Genomic DNA, 16687 nt, shown 5'->3' with positions numbered 1-16687 from the left:
GCAAAAGTTTATATGATGTTCTTAAATTATCCAAAAGGTTGCACAAGTATTATGGTTAAAAATCTTACTGTCGCTCATTATTGATTTACTGATCTTTTTTCTCATTTCACTTTTACCTCTTTTGCAGTTTAAAATATGTTGTTAGAAATATTTTTCATGTATTGCATTTTTTTCGAAGCTGCAATTTACAAATCGATCATATCATTTATCAATTTAGCAATTGGTTTTTTCGTCACGGTCACATACACATCGCCTTCTCCCGCAAAAAATAAAATTTCATTTTCTGTTTTTAAAATAGAAGAAATATAGCGAATGCCTGGTGTTTTGCCTCTCGCGCCCATGCCGGAGAAGATGGGTTTTGAACTTATTTTTACAGGCAACAAACTTTTTTTATCAATTAAAACCGCCCAATGAAAATAACATCTTCCCGAAATTTTATTGTCGATTTGATGCACCACGATTAAAAAGTTTTCTTCATTAAAATCAATCGGATTGGTACTGAAAGACACCATGGTTTTTAAATTGCCAGGATTTTTTAGTTTCCAATCGAATTGTTGATGGATGATGGTTTTGAAAGTGAAGTTTTTTTCATTTTCTAAGACCAAAACCCGATAGGGATTCAAAGAATAGAACAAATACAAATTGGAATTTGACTCTTTGTAGACCCAATTTTTTTCAAAATTCTGCAAGGGGAAATCCAGGTGGGGCAAAGCGCAGAAGCGCAAAGATTTCTCTTTGTCATCGAAGACCGATAAGGCTGAGCGCACCCCGGTTTGGTTAAGATGGCCCTGAATTTCACCCTTGACCACCAAACTGTGGTTGACCATTTTTTTTCCTTTCCAATAAAAAAGTCGGGTGTCTTCAATCGCCCAATCAAACTCCTGGGGAAAACCCAAAACAGAAGGAACGACATTTTGCGCAACCACTTCAAGGGTGTTTTTATCGAGCAAAAGTACGACTGGACTTCCCTGCAAATACAAGTGGCGCTTTGCGCCCCCGGTTTTAAACCAAGGAATTTTTTGGGCTTTGACCAGCAAAACGACATAATCATCTGCCCACAAAACGCCAGGATTAAAAATGGCACCAAAAGAGAGGGTCCCGGGTTTCGCAAGTACTTTTGAAGTGAAAACATGCCGCAGATACGCAGGGTTTCTGGTCAGATTTCCAACCAGAACCATTTTGTAGTCCAAGAAAAAATCGATAAAAGAAATCAGTATTTTTTTGATTTGGGGAAAATTGGTGATTTGTTTACCGACGGTTGCTATTAATTTCTCTTTCATTATTTAGGAGCGATGTTTTTTTTAAACACTAATTGCACAAAAATTTTTATTTTTCCAAAAAATTCTACTTCACTATCTTCAGGTTAGGGAAAATGAATTTTTTTTCTATGTTCTTTTGTCTTGAAACAAAAGAACCAAAAATTCAAGACCTGGATCTTTTTGCTAAAAAATTAAAATTTCTTTTAAGAAAATTTCCAAACTTGAGCGGAAAGGAAATTTTCGCTTCGAATCGAAGTTTTTGCCGCTCTTCGAACACTGGAAATTTTTAGACGGTTCAAATGTACTTAATTCATATCTAAAGAAATTTTAAATTTTCTTAACGCCAAAATCTCCTAAGTCGATCGTTTTTTTTAATCCAAATTCTTCTGATAAAATCAAATTCACTCCCTTTAGAGTTGGGGAAAATGGATTTGATTTTTTATCCTGAAAGGGACTCCCGAAATTTCGGGATTCACAAAGTTCACTATTTCTTTTTCACTTCTCCTAAAACTACCCCGTCAAAATTCTTTAAATTTTGCCACCCTTTCAAAGAAGGGGAATTTTGTACGCTATAATTTCTATTTTATCCTTGATTATTTTTATAAATTTTCAATGCGCGTAAAAGCATTCCTTGAGCAAATGGCATGATGTCTGATCTTTGGGAAAAAACTCCGATGTCAACAGTATCGCCTTGACAATAATCTAAAGCACCATCTCTTCTGGTGAACGATTGGAGTTTTTTTAAAGATTTTTCCAAAGATGTGAAATAGTCTGGGTTCCCGAATATTTCAAAACAGCACGCATAGAAATAAGCAAAAACAGCGGTGGCAGAGCTGTCGTAGGTATTTTTATCTTGAATAAAAACGCCAAATCCACCATCTTCTCGTTGGAATTGCAGGTAATATTTCGCAGTTTCGGTCACTATTTTTTCCAGTCTTGCTTTTAATTCGCCTGCTTTTAATGCTAAATAAGAATCCATTAACCCCAAAATAAACCAACCCGTTCCTCGTCCCCAGCCAAAAACACCCACGGGAAAACCGGACGATTTTTCATAAGAATGAACCGGCAGAAAAGAATTTTTAAACATTCCAAATTCTACAAATTTCTCTATTTGTGAAACAGCCAATTCTGCGTATTTGTTGGTTTGATAGGTATTTTCATACAAGACCAAAAAAGGACAAACCAAGCCTAAAGTATCGACATACCGAATATTTTTGCGGGTTGAATACGCAATTAAGCCGTCTTCACCGATTTGATTTTCGATGATTGCAATCACTTCATCCATTGCAGGTTTTAAGAAAATTGGATGGGGATGGTTTTTTAAAAAAGCAAATGCTAAAATGGCGAAATCCACATTTTTTGGCGGTGTTTTCCAGTGACCGTTTTCATCGATAAAATGCAGGATTGTTTTGCGGTGGGCTTCCGCTGACTGTTCTAAAGAATACTCAGAAACGCCCAGGAGTAAACCGCCTGTTTGCCAAGCTTGAACCCATTTGCGGGTAAATTCACCACGCAGGAGGTCAATGAGCAAGAGGTGTTTATTTTGTGTTACCGGTACCGCAGGAACTTTAGGCAACCATTTCAAACCCCGTTTAAAAACACAGCTCCTCCAGTCTGTCTCTTTTTCCCAGCGGCCAATTTTCCAGCGGGGAAAACGCTCCATCCACCAAAAATAAAAATCGACCGCAAAGAATATTGCAGTGCCCAAGAAATAAAGCAGAAGGAAATAAAAAAAAAGGCTGTGCATTATATTTCTTTTAAAAATTCGGCGGCAAGTAGTGCATTTGTTTTGTAATCAGACATGGTTTTTTGATAATGCTGTATTATGTGCTGTTCATTTTGCAGGAGCCATTGAAAAGACTTGATTAATTCATCTTCTCTCACAAAATTCTGCACGGGAGCGACATACTGGTCAAAAGTACCAAAAATATCCTTTGCAATTCCCTTTGCTTTCATGGAATATCCAATGGCAATGGTGGGAACTTCCGTGGAGTAGGCTGCAATGGTCGCATGGGTTCTGGCGCCCAAGAAAAACCGACAGTGTGAAATAAATCCTTTTAAATCGGAACAGGAATAATCATCAATCCAGACGACCCGATGGGTTTGCTCAAATTTGTCAAAAATAGGTTTCATGACGGTTCGATCATCATTTCCGGGAACAACAACATGGGGAATAAAGGCAATTTGCAGCGCGGTATTTTCGATAATATGGTGCACTAAGTTCTCAAAATTTTTAAGAATGAGGTCTGCATTTCCGTATTTTAAAATGAGGGGACTCAGATTAATGCCGACCGTATTTTCTGGGGAGAAATTTGGGGGCAAAAGGACTTTATTTATTTTCAATTGAAAAGCAGGATCGGGACAAAGTTTCACTGGGGTGGTTACGCCTTCCCTTTGCAAAGCTTCACCTGTTAAAGTTTCTCTGGTAATAATCAGATCGTAACGGTTAAGATCATCAAGGAGATTGGGAATTAATTCTTCATCAATTGAACAGCCCCACAAGACGGTTTTCGCCCCTTTTTTCTGCAGGATTTTATTATAATCGGCGAGTTCCCAGACGCCCTGATAGGTGTAATTATCACCGCCAATGGACAGGTAAATATCATCTTTAATCACTTTTGAAAAGATATTATTTTTCTTCCATTGCGTTCCCAGACTTGTTTTCCGAAAAATTTTATATTGCAAAGCCGCCAATAAATAGTTGAAAGTCCATTTGGCAATGGGTGTTTCGGTATCGGCCTCTACTTGTACGATTTCGTTGAGTTTGTATTTCACATCCTCTTCTGGTTGGAAAGAAAACAACCTTAATTTTCCGCCCAAAATTTCATGCGTACCTCGTACAATTGCTTCACAACCGTGATTGGCACTTCCGGTGTGGTAATATAAATTTATTTTGTTCATGTCGTAAAAAAAGTTCTAAATCCCAATATTCATATACGTTCGGCATTTCACACATTCATCTGGTAGCCATCTAAAAAACTGGTACCAGAAAATTTCTTTAGGTTTCCATTTGCTAAAAACCTCGACTTTGTTGTATTTTTTGATTCGGTGGATGATGTTTTTCCGCAATGATTTATCCGGATCGATTTCCTTGTTTTTATGGAGCTGTTGGTAATGCCATAAAGCGCCTAAGCAAAATGTTTTCGCGGCGGCGTTTTCCAGGTTTGGAAAATGGTCGCGCATATAGGCTATTCTCTGTTCAATGGCTAATAAGCCCTCTAATCTGGTTACATTGTATTTCCGTCCCATATTGCTTTCGATATGTTGGCGGTAGAAATACAGGACTTCGTCGCGGACCACGATTTTTTTCGCATTGCCCACGATAAGATAAGCCCAGAAATCATCTTCATGTTTTCTGCCTGGCGGAAATAAAATCCCTTTGTTTACTTGTGCGGTAAAAAGTTTATTGCAAGGCATCTGTTTTATTTCTTCCCTAATCAGCAGCTCCAAGGCTTTTTCTGTCGCATACGTTTTTTCGCTCCCTTTCATTTGGGTTTCTTGTGTGGGCAGGTCTTCATCATTGGCGAAGCGCAGGAAGCCACATTCTACGATATCTGCGTGATGTTTCTGCAGGGAGCCTAGTAATTTTGTATAAAATTCTGGATGCAGCAGATCATCGGCATCCACGAAACTGATAAAATCGCCGGTCGCCTTTTGGAGGCCAGCATTTCGGGCGACTGCCACACCGGCATTTTGTTGGTGCATGACCTGAATTCTGCCATCCCGTCTCGCAAATTCATCACAAATATGCGCAGAAGAATCCGTAGAGCCATCGTTGATCAAAATTATTTCTACATTTTGATGGGATTGGTTGAGGACGCTGTCCAGGCATTGCGGAAGATAATTTTCTACATTATAAATTGGAATGATGATGCTTATCTTGTTCATGGGTAATGAGTACGATTTTAATTCTGATGTGTATTAATTGATAATTTTTTTCACCAATCTATGAAGCTTACTCTTATATAATTTATTGTATTCTTTCAATCTTTCATTGTGATTTTTTGGCGCAGCAATTGAACTTCTTCTGTATGCTTTTTCTGTATCTTGCGAAAAAATATGAACTAAAAAATCTTCAAATTCTTTTTGTTTAGTTGCGATGTAATTTTCATCATTAAAGGCAGGTTCTTTTAATATACTCAAATACAATTCATCATTTTGGTCAATTTCTATAATTTTTTCCAAAACTTTATCCAAGTCGAAATCATAATCTGCAACATCGATAAATGCTTTTTTATTAAAGTGCTTACCAATATTGGGATCACCAAAATAGATAGGAATTGTTCCCGACGCAAATGCATGTAGAATTTTTTCGGTTACGAAATCGGGTTCTTCAGTACTATCAAAAGCAATAGTGAATTTACATTTATTTTGAAATTCTAATTTTTCATCCTGTGTTTTGATGATGGGATGATTTGGTAAATTATTTTTAGCTATTCCTGGAGACATTACAGTTTTATATGTATTTATCATATCAAATGCCTTATCTCTGTACTCGCGACTCACTCCGTAGATAAAATTACAGAAATATGGTTTATTTTTTAGAATGTTTTCATCAATATTTAAGTGCTTTTTGGGTGCAAGCAACAATGGTTTGAAATAAATCAAATACAATGGATATTGTAAATGACGATCACCTAAAGTTAAGTCGTTATAAGAAATTCCATAATCGTGGATATTGAAATCTGGAGTGTAATTCTCGCCATTAAAGTGAATTCGAATACCGTCATAATTGCACTCTTCATAAGGTGCTCCTAAGACCGAACAAAAAATATAATCTGGAGAATCGGAAATTTCTATATGGAAATGCTTTTCTAAAACATCAGTAAAAAAATTTTTATTCTTATTAAATCCAGCCCAAAATCCAATGAAGTTTATTTTGCAATTTTTTTTCATTCTTCAAATTATTTAAAGTAAGAATTGATTAATTGTTTTTCCATTTTTGATTTTTCATAAAAAACAAATCATACACAAAACGAAAAACAGGATAAAGAAAAGGAAATTTTACCAAAACCATTTTTAAAACCTGGATTCGCAGGCCCAATTTACTGAAATTTAAAGCAGCAAGTTCTTGTCGTAAGGATTTTGCAAATTCTGTTTTTTGAAGTTGATTGTTTTGTAAGGCTTGCAGGATCGTCAATAATTTTCCGATATAAAACTGGTCTGCTTTTTCTAATAACCCATCGCCCACTACAATTTCTTTTATTCTTTGCGCAACTTTATAAAGGTCTTCGGCTTTTTTTAAAGTAAATGTGGAGCGCGAAGCAGAGTTTGAATTGCTGTGGTATTTATATTTTATTTGATCTTCAAAAACCGATTTTTCGGCGTTATAAAAAGCTTCTACATTAAACAATAAATCCTCATTTGTTTTGATGTCTTCGGGAAAAAACACATTTTGAAGCACCGACTTTCTGTACAATTTATTACAAGTGCTTGGCTCTACTCTTTGGCCAGAAAGCATTTCTGAAAGACCCTCCTCTTTATTCTGTACCAAAACAATACCGCTGTCATGAAATTTTAGGGTATGGTCAGCCTTTACCCACTCAAAACCGCAGTGGGAAATGTCGGCATGATGTAGCAGTAAATTTTGGAGTAAAAATTCGTATAAATCGGGATAGGTTTCATCATCGGCATCGATAAAGCCAATAAAATCTCCTGTAGCCAAGTGCAATCCTTTATTTCTGGCGGCAGAAACCCCTTGATTTTCCTGATGAAAGGTGATGATTCTGCGATTGTGGGCAGCCAATTCTTCGATAATCGTAGCAGAATGGTCTTGCGAACCATCATTGATAATGATGATTTCCAAATGCTGATGGGTTTGAGCAATAACCGATTTTACACATCTTTCCAAATGTTTTTCATTATTAAAAACCGGAATAATAATACTGATCAAATCATTCATGGCGCAAGGAATCTAATAGATTTTCAACGGCAAGTACGGTTTTTTCTGTGGAAAACTCGTTGCCCCGAATTTCGGCTTGTTGTTTAAAATGCGTTAATTGATCTGGGTGTGTTAATAGCAATTTCATCGCTTGGTAAAGTCCTTCGGTAGAATTTTCGGTTACGATACCAAACTCATTATTTTCGCCGAGCAATTCTTTTGCACCTGAAACTTCGGTAGAAATTACGGGAATTCCGAGAATGAGGGCTTCGGTGACGGCAGTACTAAAGCCTTCGCGAAGCGAAGAACAAATATACAAGTCACTTTTCGCCAGCAATTTGTAGGGATTTTTGTAAAACCCTACCAATTTAAAGCTATCACTTAACCCCCATTCTTTGGCTTTTTTTGTGAGCGCAGCCTCTTCGGCTCCAATCCCAACCAGAACAATTTGATGCACACCTCCCTGCTCTTTTAATCTTTTATGCGCTTCTAATAAGCGGTCAAATCCTTTTATTTTTACAATCTTTCCGACGGAAATCAGGGTAGGAATTTCGGGCGAAAAAATAGCGCCAACGGATTCTTTTCCTTTTTCAATAATGGTTTCCGTATCATTCACATTGTATAAAACGTGCGTGGGAATTTTCGTAGTGATGAATTTTTGAATGCCCTCCACGACCTGTTGCGAAACGCCAACAATCCTATCAAACTTTTCGTAGTATTTTTTAGCATCTTTCAAAGTTCGAAACCCCACTTTCGCGGTGCTTTGATCTTGGATTTCAGTATGAATCCAAGCTATTTTTTTTGTTGCAGGGTTTTGGCAACCCGAAATTATTCTTGCAGCCGGGCCTTCTAGAAAGGAAATGGCAATATCATACTCTTCTTTGATCAACCATTTGTACAAAAATTCGGGAGAAAATAATTTGAAAAAATGGGAATTTCCGCGAAACACTTTTTTGAATTTGTACTGGTAATTGATATTTTGATTTAAAAACTCTTTGTTGACGCCCTGATCAAAAATCGAGAAGAGGGTGATCTCATATTTCGATGGATTGAGATTATTCACCAAATTGACGAGGACTTTTTCTGCGCCGCCGTGCATTAAATTGGGAATAAGAAAGAGAATTTTTTTCATTAAAAATAAATAACTGAAGAAAGTTTATCTGCGCAAAATTAAATTTTTTAATCGAGAAACTTTTTGTGAAATATAAAACTGTGAGAACGATTTATTTAGAGAAGGAAATGCCACCGATAGCTCCTCTAATAAATTATTAAATTGGTGTTTTACTACAAATTTTCTAAACCTCAAAAATTTATCTTTATCTAAGGTCGGCAAAACACTCCATTGTATTATTCTGGTTAAGAAAATCTTGAAGACCTGATCGAAATATTGCGTTTCAAGTGCAGTTGCTTGGGGGAAATTTTCTTTTTTATAATGCTGAAGTTCGTAGATTGCAATTCCCATTGCCTTTGTTTTTTTGGGGAAGTCTTTAGAAGAACTCAAAGAGTTTGGAGTGTCTCGGTAATAATAATAATCTGCAGAATAATAACTAACTCGTTTACTTTTGGATTGCGCGATTGCATTAAAAAGGGAATCTTCGCCGATTGAAATTTTCTCACAAAATCGTAAATCATTAATAATTTCTTTTCTGTAAAAAGTCGCTGGAAAAGTACGGCGAGGATGTTCGATACCCACTTTTATTACCTCTTCTTTTCCCGTTTCTGGCAGGTAATAAAGATGTTCTTCCTGTTCGGTAATGATTTCAATTTTGCAATATAAAATATCTAACTGTTTTTTTTCTAAATAATTAATAATGGGTTGCAAAGAATTGGGTTTGATAAAATCATCCGCGTCTACAAAAGTGATATACTCACCTTTCGCAATTTCTAATCCTGCATTTCTTGCGGCAGAAACGCCTTTGTTTTCTTGATTGATAGCAATGATGTTGGACTGTTTTTCTTGAAAATCCTGGATTATTTTGGAAGAACCATCAGAAGAACCGTCATTAATAACAATGATTTCATATTCTGAACTCGGTAAATCTTGATTGCAAAGGCTTTTTAAGCATTGCGTCAGAAATTTATCGGCATTGTAAACGGGGATGATGAGGGAGAGTTTCATAAGTTTAATACTTTCTTCCATTGATTTGTGATCGCATTCAAACCCGAATATTGCTCTATTTTTTTCTGAACTTCTGTATTAATTTTTTCAAATGGAACGGTGTGCTTTCCCTCAATATATTCTGGTGCAAATATATGTTGTCCCAAAAAATTTAAAAGTTCAGCCATATTTCCTTTTCCTGTACCAATAATCTGTTTACCAAACTGCGCAGCTAAGATAATATTTCCCGAATTTAAAATATCAACTCGGGGGATAATAACCAAATCTGCTGCTGCAAAATAATGTGAAACCTCTTCAGTTAGCATATAGCCACTTCTAAATATAATTTTGTCTATATATTTATATTTATGCTTAAAGAACAACCAATGCAATAATGATTTTACCGCAATCATTGAATTAATTTTACTTGGATTTTGTAGATAAGAGGTTCGCATAAAAATTAATTTTTTTGCAGGAACATTCAAACTCTTAAAAACTTTTAAAGCATAATCTATTTCGTCTTTGTTCCTAATTGCACCTGGAACAATCACCAATATATCTTTCTCCTTAATTCCCAGCATTTTACGGCTTTTTTGTTTGTCCATATTTACTATAAACTCTTCATACAAAGGATGATGAATAATATAATGAGTAGCATTCGAATAAATTCTTTCGTATTTTTTCTTCGAATATTCTCCCAAATGGACTAAAATATCAGCATTACCATAACAGATATCAAATAGTAAATTTAAATTAGATCCACGCCCGAAATGAGAGTATTCGTCATGAAAGAAGGTAAGAATCTGCGTTCCTGATTTTTTAAATTGAAGCAATGCTGTGTTCAGTAGGTTTACTTCTTCATTTGAAATATCTGTTCTCCACGAGAAAAAACAATCCGGCCAATTGATAATTACCATATCATATACAACAGTAGGATTCCAAAACTCTTGCTTGGAAGCGACGACATTCAAACCAAGATTTTTTAAAACCCCGATATGGATGCGTACAAACTCATTGTCATTTTGTTTGATATCGTATGCAAAAAGAATATTCACAATTATCTGCTTATTTAACTTATTAATTTTTTTGTAGATACTTTCGCAAAATATAACCACAAATTTAAAGAGACCTTAAAAGAAACTATCCTAAAAAAATAAAAAAACTCCCAAAAATTAGCGGTGTGCAATATGAGATTAAAATAAAGGTCGCTACAAATATCTGCTTGTCTTTTATTCATCGTTATTTCTCTAAAAAGCTTGCTGTAAAACACCCGTAAAGAGGCAGATTTTTCTACAGTTAAAGTTTTCATTCCCGAAATATTCTCTTTGGACATCCGCACCATTACAATTGCCTGAATATTATAAACCATGTTATTGTCGGCAATCTTTAATACAGCGAAATCATCACTTCCCCAAGCCAATGGCAAATCGAGAAATTGATGACGGTCAAATGCTGATTTTCTAAAAATATACTGTGATAATGAAGTATAAGTAATATTTCTGATTTTATCACAAAATGCTTCCATCGCATTTTCTAAAGCAGGTCTTGGCGGGAATTGTTTTATAATTCTACTTCGTTCATCAATCTGTTGGTAGCGAAAACTCACCACATTTACTTGCTCTTTTTCAATATTTCGCAAATGGATCCGGAACTCTTCAACAGCATTTTTTGAAAGACAGTCATCATCGCCCAAAATCATCAACCATTCTTCCCCATCCATCATTTCAATGCATCGCTCCCATTGTTTCGTCAAAGAAGTGCCTCCCAAATTATCATCAAATTTTTTGTAACTAAAAGTAAATTTCCCTTCAAATTCATTTAATAAATCTTCTGGATTTTCGGGAGAATCATCGTTACCAATATACACCGTAAATCTTTGATCGGTTTGAGTCGCCAAAGATTCTAAACATTCCCGGAAAAAAGTAAGTTTAAAGTAGGGAATAACAATTCCTAATTTGGCCATTGATTTAAAGTTTTACCTTTGATTTTAATAACAATATTTTTTTCAAAAACACATACTTCTCAATGTAATATGATTTTTTAATATCGGATCCCGTATATCTTAGCAATTTCTGATAAAATGTTTGTCTTATAGAATCTGCTTCATTATTTTTTGACAAACTGGTTAGGTAAGAAGTTTGTTCTTCATGTACTCTAAAACAGACCAGCTTTTCTTCAATGATGCCAATTTTGTATTTTACAAGAACTCTAATCCAGTATTCATAATCTAACATCTGTTTTAATGCTATACTAAATGGCCCTATTCGATTAAAAAGTTCACGAGTGAACATGGTAACGCAAGGCTCGCCAATCATATTTGAATTAATGATATATCCGAACTTCAGATTTTTTATGGTCTGTTTAGTAAGCACGGCAAAATCCTGCACTTCTAAACCTGCACCTCTTTGTAAATCACCATATTTTTCAACCCATCCTCCTTCTTTTACAACACATGAGTTTTCATCTATAATCTCTCTTTTTGAAGCTATAATTGCAAGCTTAGATGCATGCATATATTTAAGCATAGTCTCAATACAGTGCGGTAGCAAAATATCATCCTGGAAAAGAAACTTAATATACAACCCAGTAGAATGGCGAACGCTATTATTCCAATTTGCGCCGATACCCGCAGGTTCATGATTAACAATTTTAACCGGAAAGTTAACTTCACTTCTAAATCTTTCGCAGATCGCTAAAGTGCTGTCTGTAGATTGATCATCGGAAATTATGACTTCAATATTTGTATAGGTCTGCTTTTTAACAGAATCCAAAGCTTCTTGTAAATATCTTTCGCCGTTATATGTAGGTATGCAAACTGAAACTAAATCTTTCATCTATTAGTTTTTGTTTTTTCTCTTTATGTTATTAAGCAGTATGTAAAAAAATTCCGCACTTCTACTCCATTCTCTATTTCATTCAAGTCTTTCAAAAAAGGTATATATTTTATTTCTTATCACCGATAACCAATAATTTTCAAAATAAACTTCATTTGCGTCCAAAAATCAACTTGTTTTTGCAGTTTGAGGGGTCGATCCACAAGTCGACATCATCGTAGTGGTTATATATTTGCCAATGCTTCAAGGGAAAATATATTTTATGTTCATACATTCTGTTCGTTTCAAGTAATGATTTTTGGTTTGGTATATACGTTCTATTATCTGCGTATATTTCAAAAAAATATATTTTTGAATAATTTCTACCGTATTATCAGTTGAACAGTCATCACATATAATAACCTCGTCAACTGGGAGCGTTTGAGAAAAAATACTACTCAGTTGTTCTCCTAAAAACTTACCTCCATTATAAGTGCATAAAGCAACAGAAATCTTCATTGTATTTTTCTAAATATATTTTTATACTCATAATTTTATTAGATCACTAAATATACTTGTTATATTCCATTTCCAAAACAGGAAAATATAATAGCGTATTTTAGTTTTATAATTTAGTTAATAAAAAATCAATATCACAATTTTAAAATCAACAATTTTATAAATAAATATTTAATGCTTTTTAATTATCAGGTTATAAATAAATACTTTCAAATTATAAATGTTTCTTTCTTTAAAATCTGCGATTATTATCAAAATTATATTTAATCTTTTAAATTTATTACTAAATTTATTCCTGATTTCATAATAGAAATCTAAATAAACATCGACATTAGTACTTATTGATAATTCATTTTCCGCAAACTCTCGAAGTAATTTTCCGTCGAAAGGATTATATTTTAAAATTTCTTTCTCTAATTTTATTTCATCAATGATATTATTGCTATACCTTCCTGAACAATTATTTTTTATAAAATTATCTATATTGTTGGCAGTAACATATCCATCTCCAAAAGATTCTTTCATGTAGTTTCTTTTATCAAAAATTATAACAGTCCGCCCACAAGCCATGGCATCGTATGCAGAACGACCTAATCCTATAACTAAATCTGCTTTATTAATTTCATGTTCAATATTCCATTTAGGATTTATCATTTTATTAAGTTGCAAAAAATTAATTTCTAATTTTTTGCAAATTCCACTTATAATGGAATTAACATCTTCAGAGTGAGATAAACTTAATATTGTTTTCAGTTTTGATCCGATCGGTCTAGTACATCGAAATCTATCTAAGTTTATCCCATTTAAAATTAATTTACTGCGATAATTTTTTTTAAAGAGATGATCCTGAACTTCCTCTGATATAGTTACGAATCCATCAGCAAACTTACATGGTTGTTCCAACAGAGGAAAGATTCCGTGACATGTTTGTATAATGCAACCGAGTTTAAATAACTCTTCGACACAGGTATTATGATTAGCAAGAATTAAATCATATCTATTTTTTGATTTATAATTTACTCCTAAATCATTCTCAATTTTTGTCGAAACAAATCCTTTATGAAAAGTGAAATATTCTACATCATGTCCTTTTTTCACAAGTTCTTCTATAAGTGCGTAAGTGAAAACTTCTGAGCCACCTATCATTTCAAGGTAATTATTAGCGACAAGGATATTCAATCTACTTCCATTCATGTTCAACTAAAATTTTTGACGGAATTTTTTCTGTAATTCGACCTTGATTGTAAAAATCACCATTTAGAACAGTAAATTTTAAACAATGTGAATTAAACTCTTCGTAAAATAAGTTTTTAAAAAACACATGTGCGTAATAGTTACCTTCTGGTAAAGGATTTTTTTTTAAAACACAATTAAAACTATTTTTATCAGTTTTAAAGTCAGGAAAATATTCCGTAGATAAATTTAGAATTTTTTCATCATTTCTGTCATAGACTCCTATGTGAATATCTATTTTGCCAAGAACTTTTTTTAATCGAAGGTTAAAAATTAAAGATTCACCAGAGATTAAACTAGAATCATTTAGAGAACGAACCTCTATATAATCTAATATTTTATCTTTATTTTTTTGAATAAATTGTAATTGAATAGTTTCATCAAAATCATTGTCATTTAGATAACTTTCAACAATATTTTCAATATTAGATTTTAATTCTATTTTACCATACTTAAGATAAATCCCTGAACTACAAAGGTTTCTAACACTTGCCATATTATGACTGACAAACAAAACCGTTCTTCCCTCGCCTTTGGAGACATCGCCCATTTTGCCGAGGCATTTCTTTTGAAACTCAGCGTCTCCAACCGCCAAAACTTCATCTACAATCAAGATCTCCGATTCTAAATGTGCCGCAACGGCAAAAGCGAGCCTCACATACATCCCAGAAGAATAGCGTTTTACAGGCGTATCGATATAGCGTTCTACGCCTGCAAAGTCAACAATTTCATCAAACTTTCTTTTAATTTCCTGGCGACGCATTCCGAGAATGGCACCATTGAGGAAAATATTTTCACGGCCCGTCATTTCAGGATTAAAACCGGTGCCTACTTCCAAGAGAGAGGCAATCCTGCCCTGCACTTCAAAATGTCCGGTGGTAGGTTTGGTCACGCGGCTCAGCAATTTCAACAGGGTTGATTTCCCCGCTCCGTTGCGGCCGATGATTCCCACGGCATCGCCCTTCTCGATTTCAAAGTTAATGTCTTTCAACGACCACACATAATCGCTTTCTCCTTTGGTAGAACGATCGTTGCTGTCGCCAATTTTGAGGAACGGGTCTTCTTTGCCACGAAGTTTTGCCCAAGCCCGATTGAGGTCATGGGTTAGCGTGCCGGTACCAACTTCACCGAGGCGGTATTGTTTGGAAATGTTTTCTGCGCGTATGGCGGTATTTGGGTTCAATGGAAGGGTGAGAGGTTAAAGGTGAGATTAATTACGTTTGTTTTTTAGATGATTCTTTTTACTTATACCTTGGCTTTTATGGGGAAGAGGTGTTGCAAAAATAAGGATATTTGTTTTAAGTTGTTTTGCTTCTTTTCATTTATTTTCTGTGTAAATAGAATGGGATTGTTTCGTTTCGATGGGTGGCACTTGTTGCCTGCAGTTTAGCTGCTGCGGGAGTCTGTGTGAGATTGTTGGTAAAGAGCGCTAACATCAGTCATTTTTTTTATTGTTCTTTTGCCTTGATGCAAAAGAATCAAAAAATCAAGACTGGATCTTTTTGCTAAAAAATTAAAATTTCTTCTAAGAAAATTCCTCAACTCGCGCGGATTTGAAATTTCACCTAAATTCAAAGGTATTGTCCGCGCTTCGAACAAAAGGAATTTTTAAGTTTTGCACGTTGAAAGCGCACCCCAGAAGAAATTTTAATTTTTCTTAACGCAAATAGCTCCTAAGTCAATGCTATAGTTTCGATGGGTGGCACTTGTTGCCTGCAGTTTAGCTGCTGCGGGAGTCTGTGGGAGATTGTTTGTAAAGAGCGCTAACATCAGTCATTTTTTTTATTGTTCTTTTGCCTTGATGCAAAAGAACCAAAAAATCAAGACTGGATCTTTTTGCTAAAAAATTAAAATTTCTTCTAAGAAAATTCCTCAACTCGCGCGGATTTGAAATTTCACCTAAATTCAAAGGTATTGTCCGCGCTTCGAACAAAAGGAATTTTTAAGTTTTGCACGTTGAAAGAGCACCCCAGAAGAAATTTTAATTTTTATTAACGCAAATAGCTCCTAAGTCAATGCTATAGTTTCGATGGGTGGCACTTGTTGCCTGCAGCTTAGCTGCTGCGGGAGTCTGTGGGAGATTGTTTGTAAAGAGCGCTAACATCAGTCATTTTTTTTATTGTTCTTTTGCCTTGATGCAAAAGAACCAAAAAATCAAGACTGGATCTTTTTGCTAAAAAATTAAAATTTCTTCTAAGAAAATTCCTCAACTCGCGCGGATTTGAAATTTCACCTAAATTCAAAGGTATTGTCCGCGCTTCGAACAAAAGGAATTTTTAAGTTTTGCACGTTGAAAGAGCACCCCAGAAGAAATTTTAATTTTTCTTAACGCAAATAGCTCCTAAGTCAATGCTATAGTTTCGATGGGTGGCACTTGTTGCCTGCAGCTTAGCTGCTGCGGGAGTCTGTGGGAGATTGTTTGTAAAGAGCGCTAACATCAGTCATTTTTTTTATTGTTCTTTTGCCTTGATGCAAAAGAACCAAAAAATCAAGACTGGATCTTTTTGCTAAAAAATTAAAATTTCTTCTAAGAAAATTCCTCAACTCGCGCGGATTTGAAATTTCACCTAAATTCAAAGGTATTGTCCGCGCTTCGAACAAAAGGAATTTTTAAGTTTTGCACGTTGAAAGAGCACCCCAGAAGAAATTTTAATTTTTATTAACGCAAATAGCTCCTAAGTCAATGCTATAGTTTCGATGGGTGGCACTTGTTTCTTACAGTTTAGCTGCTGCGGGAGTCTGTGGGAGATTGTTTGTAAAGAGCGCTAACATCAGTCAATTTTTTTATTGTTCTTTTGCCTTGATGCAAAAGAACCAAAAAATCAAGACTGGATCTTTTTGCTAAAAAATTAAAATTTCTTCTAAGAAAATTCCTCAACTCGCG

The 16687-nt window shown here is 34.8% G+C and carries 14 protein-coding genes; all 14 read right to left on the bottom strand.

Annotation, left to right across the window (positions count from 1 at the left end; genetic code table 11):
- Positions 1–185 precede the first annotated feature (185 nt).
- Positions 186–1280, bottom strand: coding sequence for a hypothetical protein (locus tag QWY78_RS02090; protein WP_290216071.1), 1095 nt, complete (start codon positions 1278–1280; stop codon positions 186–188).
- Between the two features lie 562 nt (positions 1281–1842).
- Positions 1843–3006, bottom strand: coding sequence for a glycoside hydrolase family 88 protein (locus QWY78_RS02085; protein ID WP_290216069.1), 1164 nt, complete (start codon positions 3004–3006; stop codon positions 1843–1845).
- Complete coding sequence (locus QWY78_RS02080) at positions 3006–4160, bottom strand: polysaccharide pyruvyl transferase family protein (protein ID WP_290216068.1); 1155 nt, start codon at positions 4158–4160, stop codon at positions 3006–3008. The genes QWY78_RS02085 and QWY78_RS02080 overlap by 1 nt, the downstream gene beginning before the upstream one ends.
- A 15-nt stretch (positions 4161–4175) precedes the next feature.
- Entirely contained in the window at positions 4176–5147 is a 972-nt protein-coding gene (locus QWY78_RS02075; protein ID WP_290216067.1) for a glycosyltransferase, read from the bottom strand.
- Between the two features lie 33 nt (positions 5148–5180).
- Positions 5181–6155, bottom strand: a complete 975-nt coding sequence (locus QWY78_RS02070; protein ID WP_290216066.1) for a glycosyltransferase family 10 domain-containing protein — start codon at positions 6153–6155, stop codon at positions 5181–5183.
- A 28-nt stretch (positions 6156–6183) separates the two neighbouring features.
- Positions 6184–7161 (bottom strand): glycosyltransferase family 2 protein, encoded by a 978-nt coding sequence (locus tag QWY78_RS02065; RefSeq protein ID WP_290216064.1) that lies wholly within the window; start codon positions 7159–7161, stop codon positions 6184–6186.
- Positions 7154–8272, bottom strand: a complete 1119-nt coding sequence (locus QWY78_RS02060; protein ID WP_290216062.1) for a glycosyltransferase — start codon at positions 8270–8272, stop codon at positions 7154–7156. The genes QWY78_RS02065 and QWY78_RS02060 overlap by 8 nt, the downstream gene beginning before the upstream one ends.
- A 24-nt stretch (positions 8273–8296) precedes the next feature.
- Positions 8297–9259, bottom strand: a complete 963-nt coding sequence (locus QWY78_RS02055; RefSeq protein ID WP_290216060.1) for a glycosyltransferase family 2 protein — start codon at positions 9257–9259, stop codon at positions 8297–8299.
- Complete coding sequence (locus tag QWY78_RS02050; protein WP_290216058.1) at positions 9256–10293, bottom strand: glycosyltransferase family protein; 1038 nt, start codon at positions 10291–10293, stop codon at positions 9256–9258. The genes QWY78_RS02055 and QWY78_RS02050 overlap by 4 nt, the downstream gene beginning before the upstream one ends.
- A 14-nt stretch (positions 10294–10307) precedes the next feature.
- Entirely contained in the window at positions 10308–11201 is an 894-nt protein-coding gene (locus QWY78_RS02045; RefSeq protein WP_290216056.1) for a glycosyltransferase family 2 protein, read from the bottom strand.
- 4 nt (positions 11202–11205) lie between these two features.
- Positions 11206–12072 carry a glycosyltransferase gene (locus QWY78_RS02040; RefSeq protein ID WP_290216054.1) on the bottom strand — a complete coding sequence of 289 codons (867 nt, stop codon included), beginning with the start codon at positions 12070–12072 and terminating at the stop codon, positions 11206–11208.
- Between the two features lie 243 nt (positions 12073–12315).
- Complete coding sequence (locus QWY78_RS02035; RefSeq protein WP_290216053.1) at positions 12316–12570, bottom strand: glycosyltransferase; 255 nt, start codon at positions 12568–12570, stop codon at positions 12316–12318.
- Between the two features lie 171 nt (positions 12571–12741).
- Positions 12742–13764, bottom strand: coding sequence for a glycosyltransferase (locus QWY78_RS02030; RefSeq protein ID WP_290216051.1), 1023 nt, complete (start codon positions 13762–13764; stop codon positions 12742–12744).
- Positions 13751–14986, bottom strand: a complete 1236-nt coding sequence (locus QWY78_RS02025; RefSeq protein WP_290216049.1) for an ABC transporter ATP-binding protein — start codon at positions 14984–14986, stop codon at positions 13751–13753. Before QWY78_RS02025 ends, QWY78_RS02030 begins: the two co-directional genes overlap by 14 nt.
- Positions 14987–16687 lie beyond the last annotated feature (1701 nt).

Origin of the sequence: Kaistella yonginensis, from assembly GCF_030409525.1 — a bacterium.
In the GTDB taxonomy this organism is placed as follows: domain Bacteria; phylum Bacteroidota; class Bacteroidia; order Flavobacteriales; family Weeksellaceae; genus Kaistella; species Kaistella yonginensis.
Note: the sequence above shows the minus strand (reverse complement) of the source record. Positions and strands in the feature narration are given on the sequence as shown.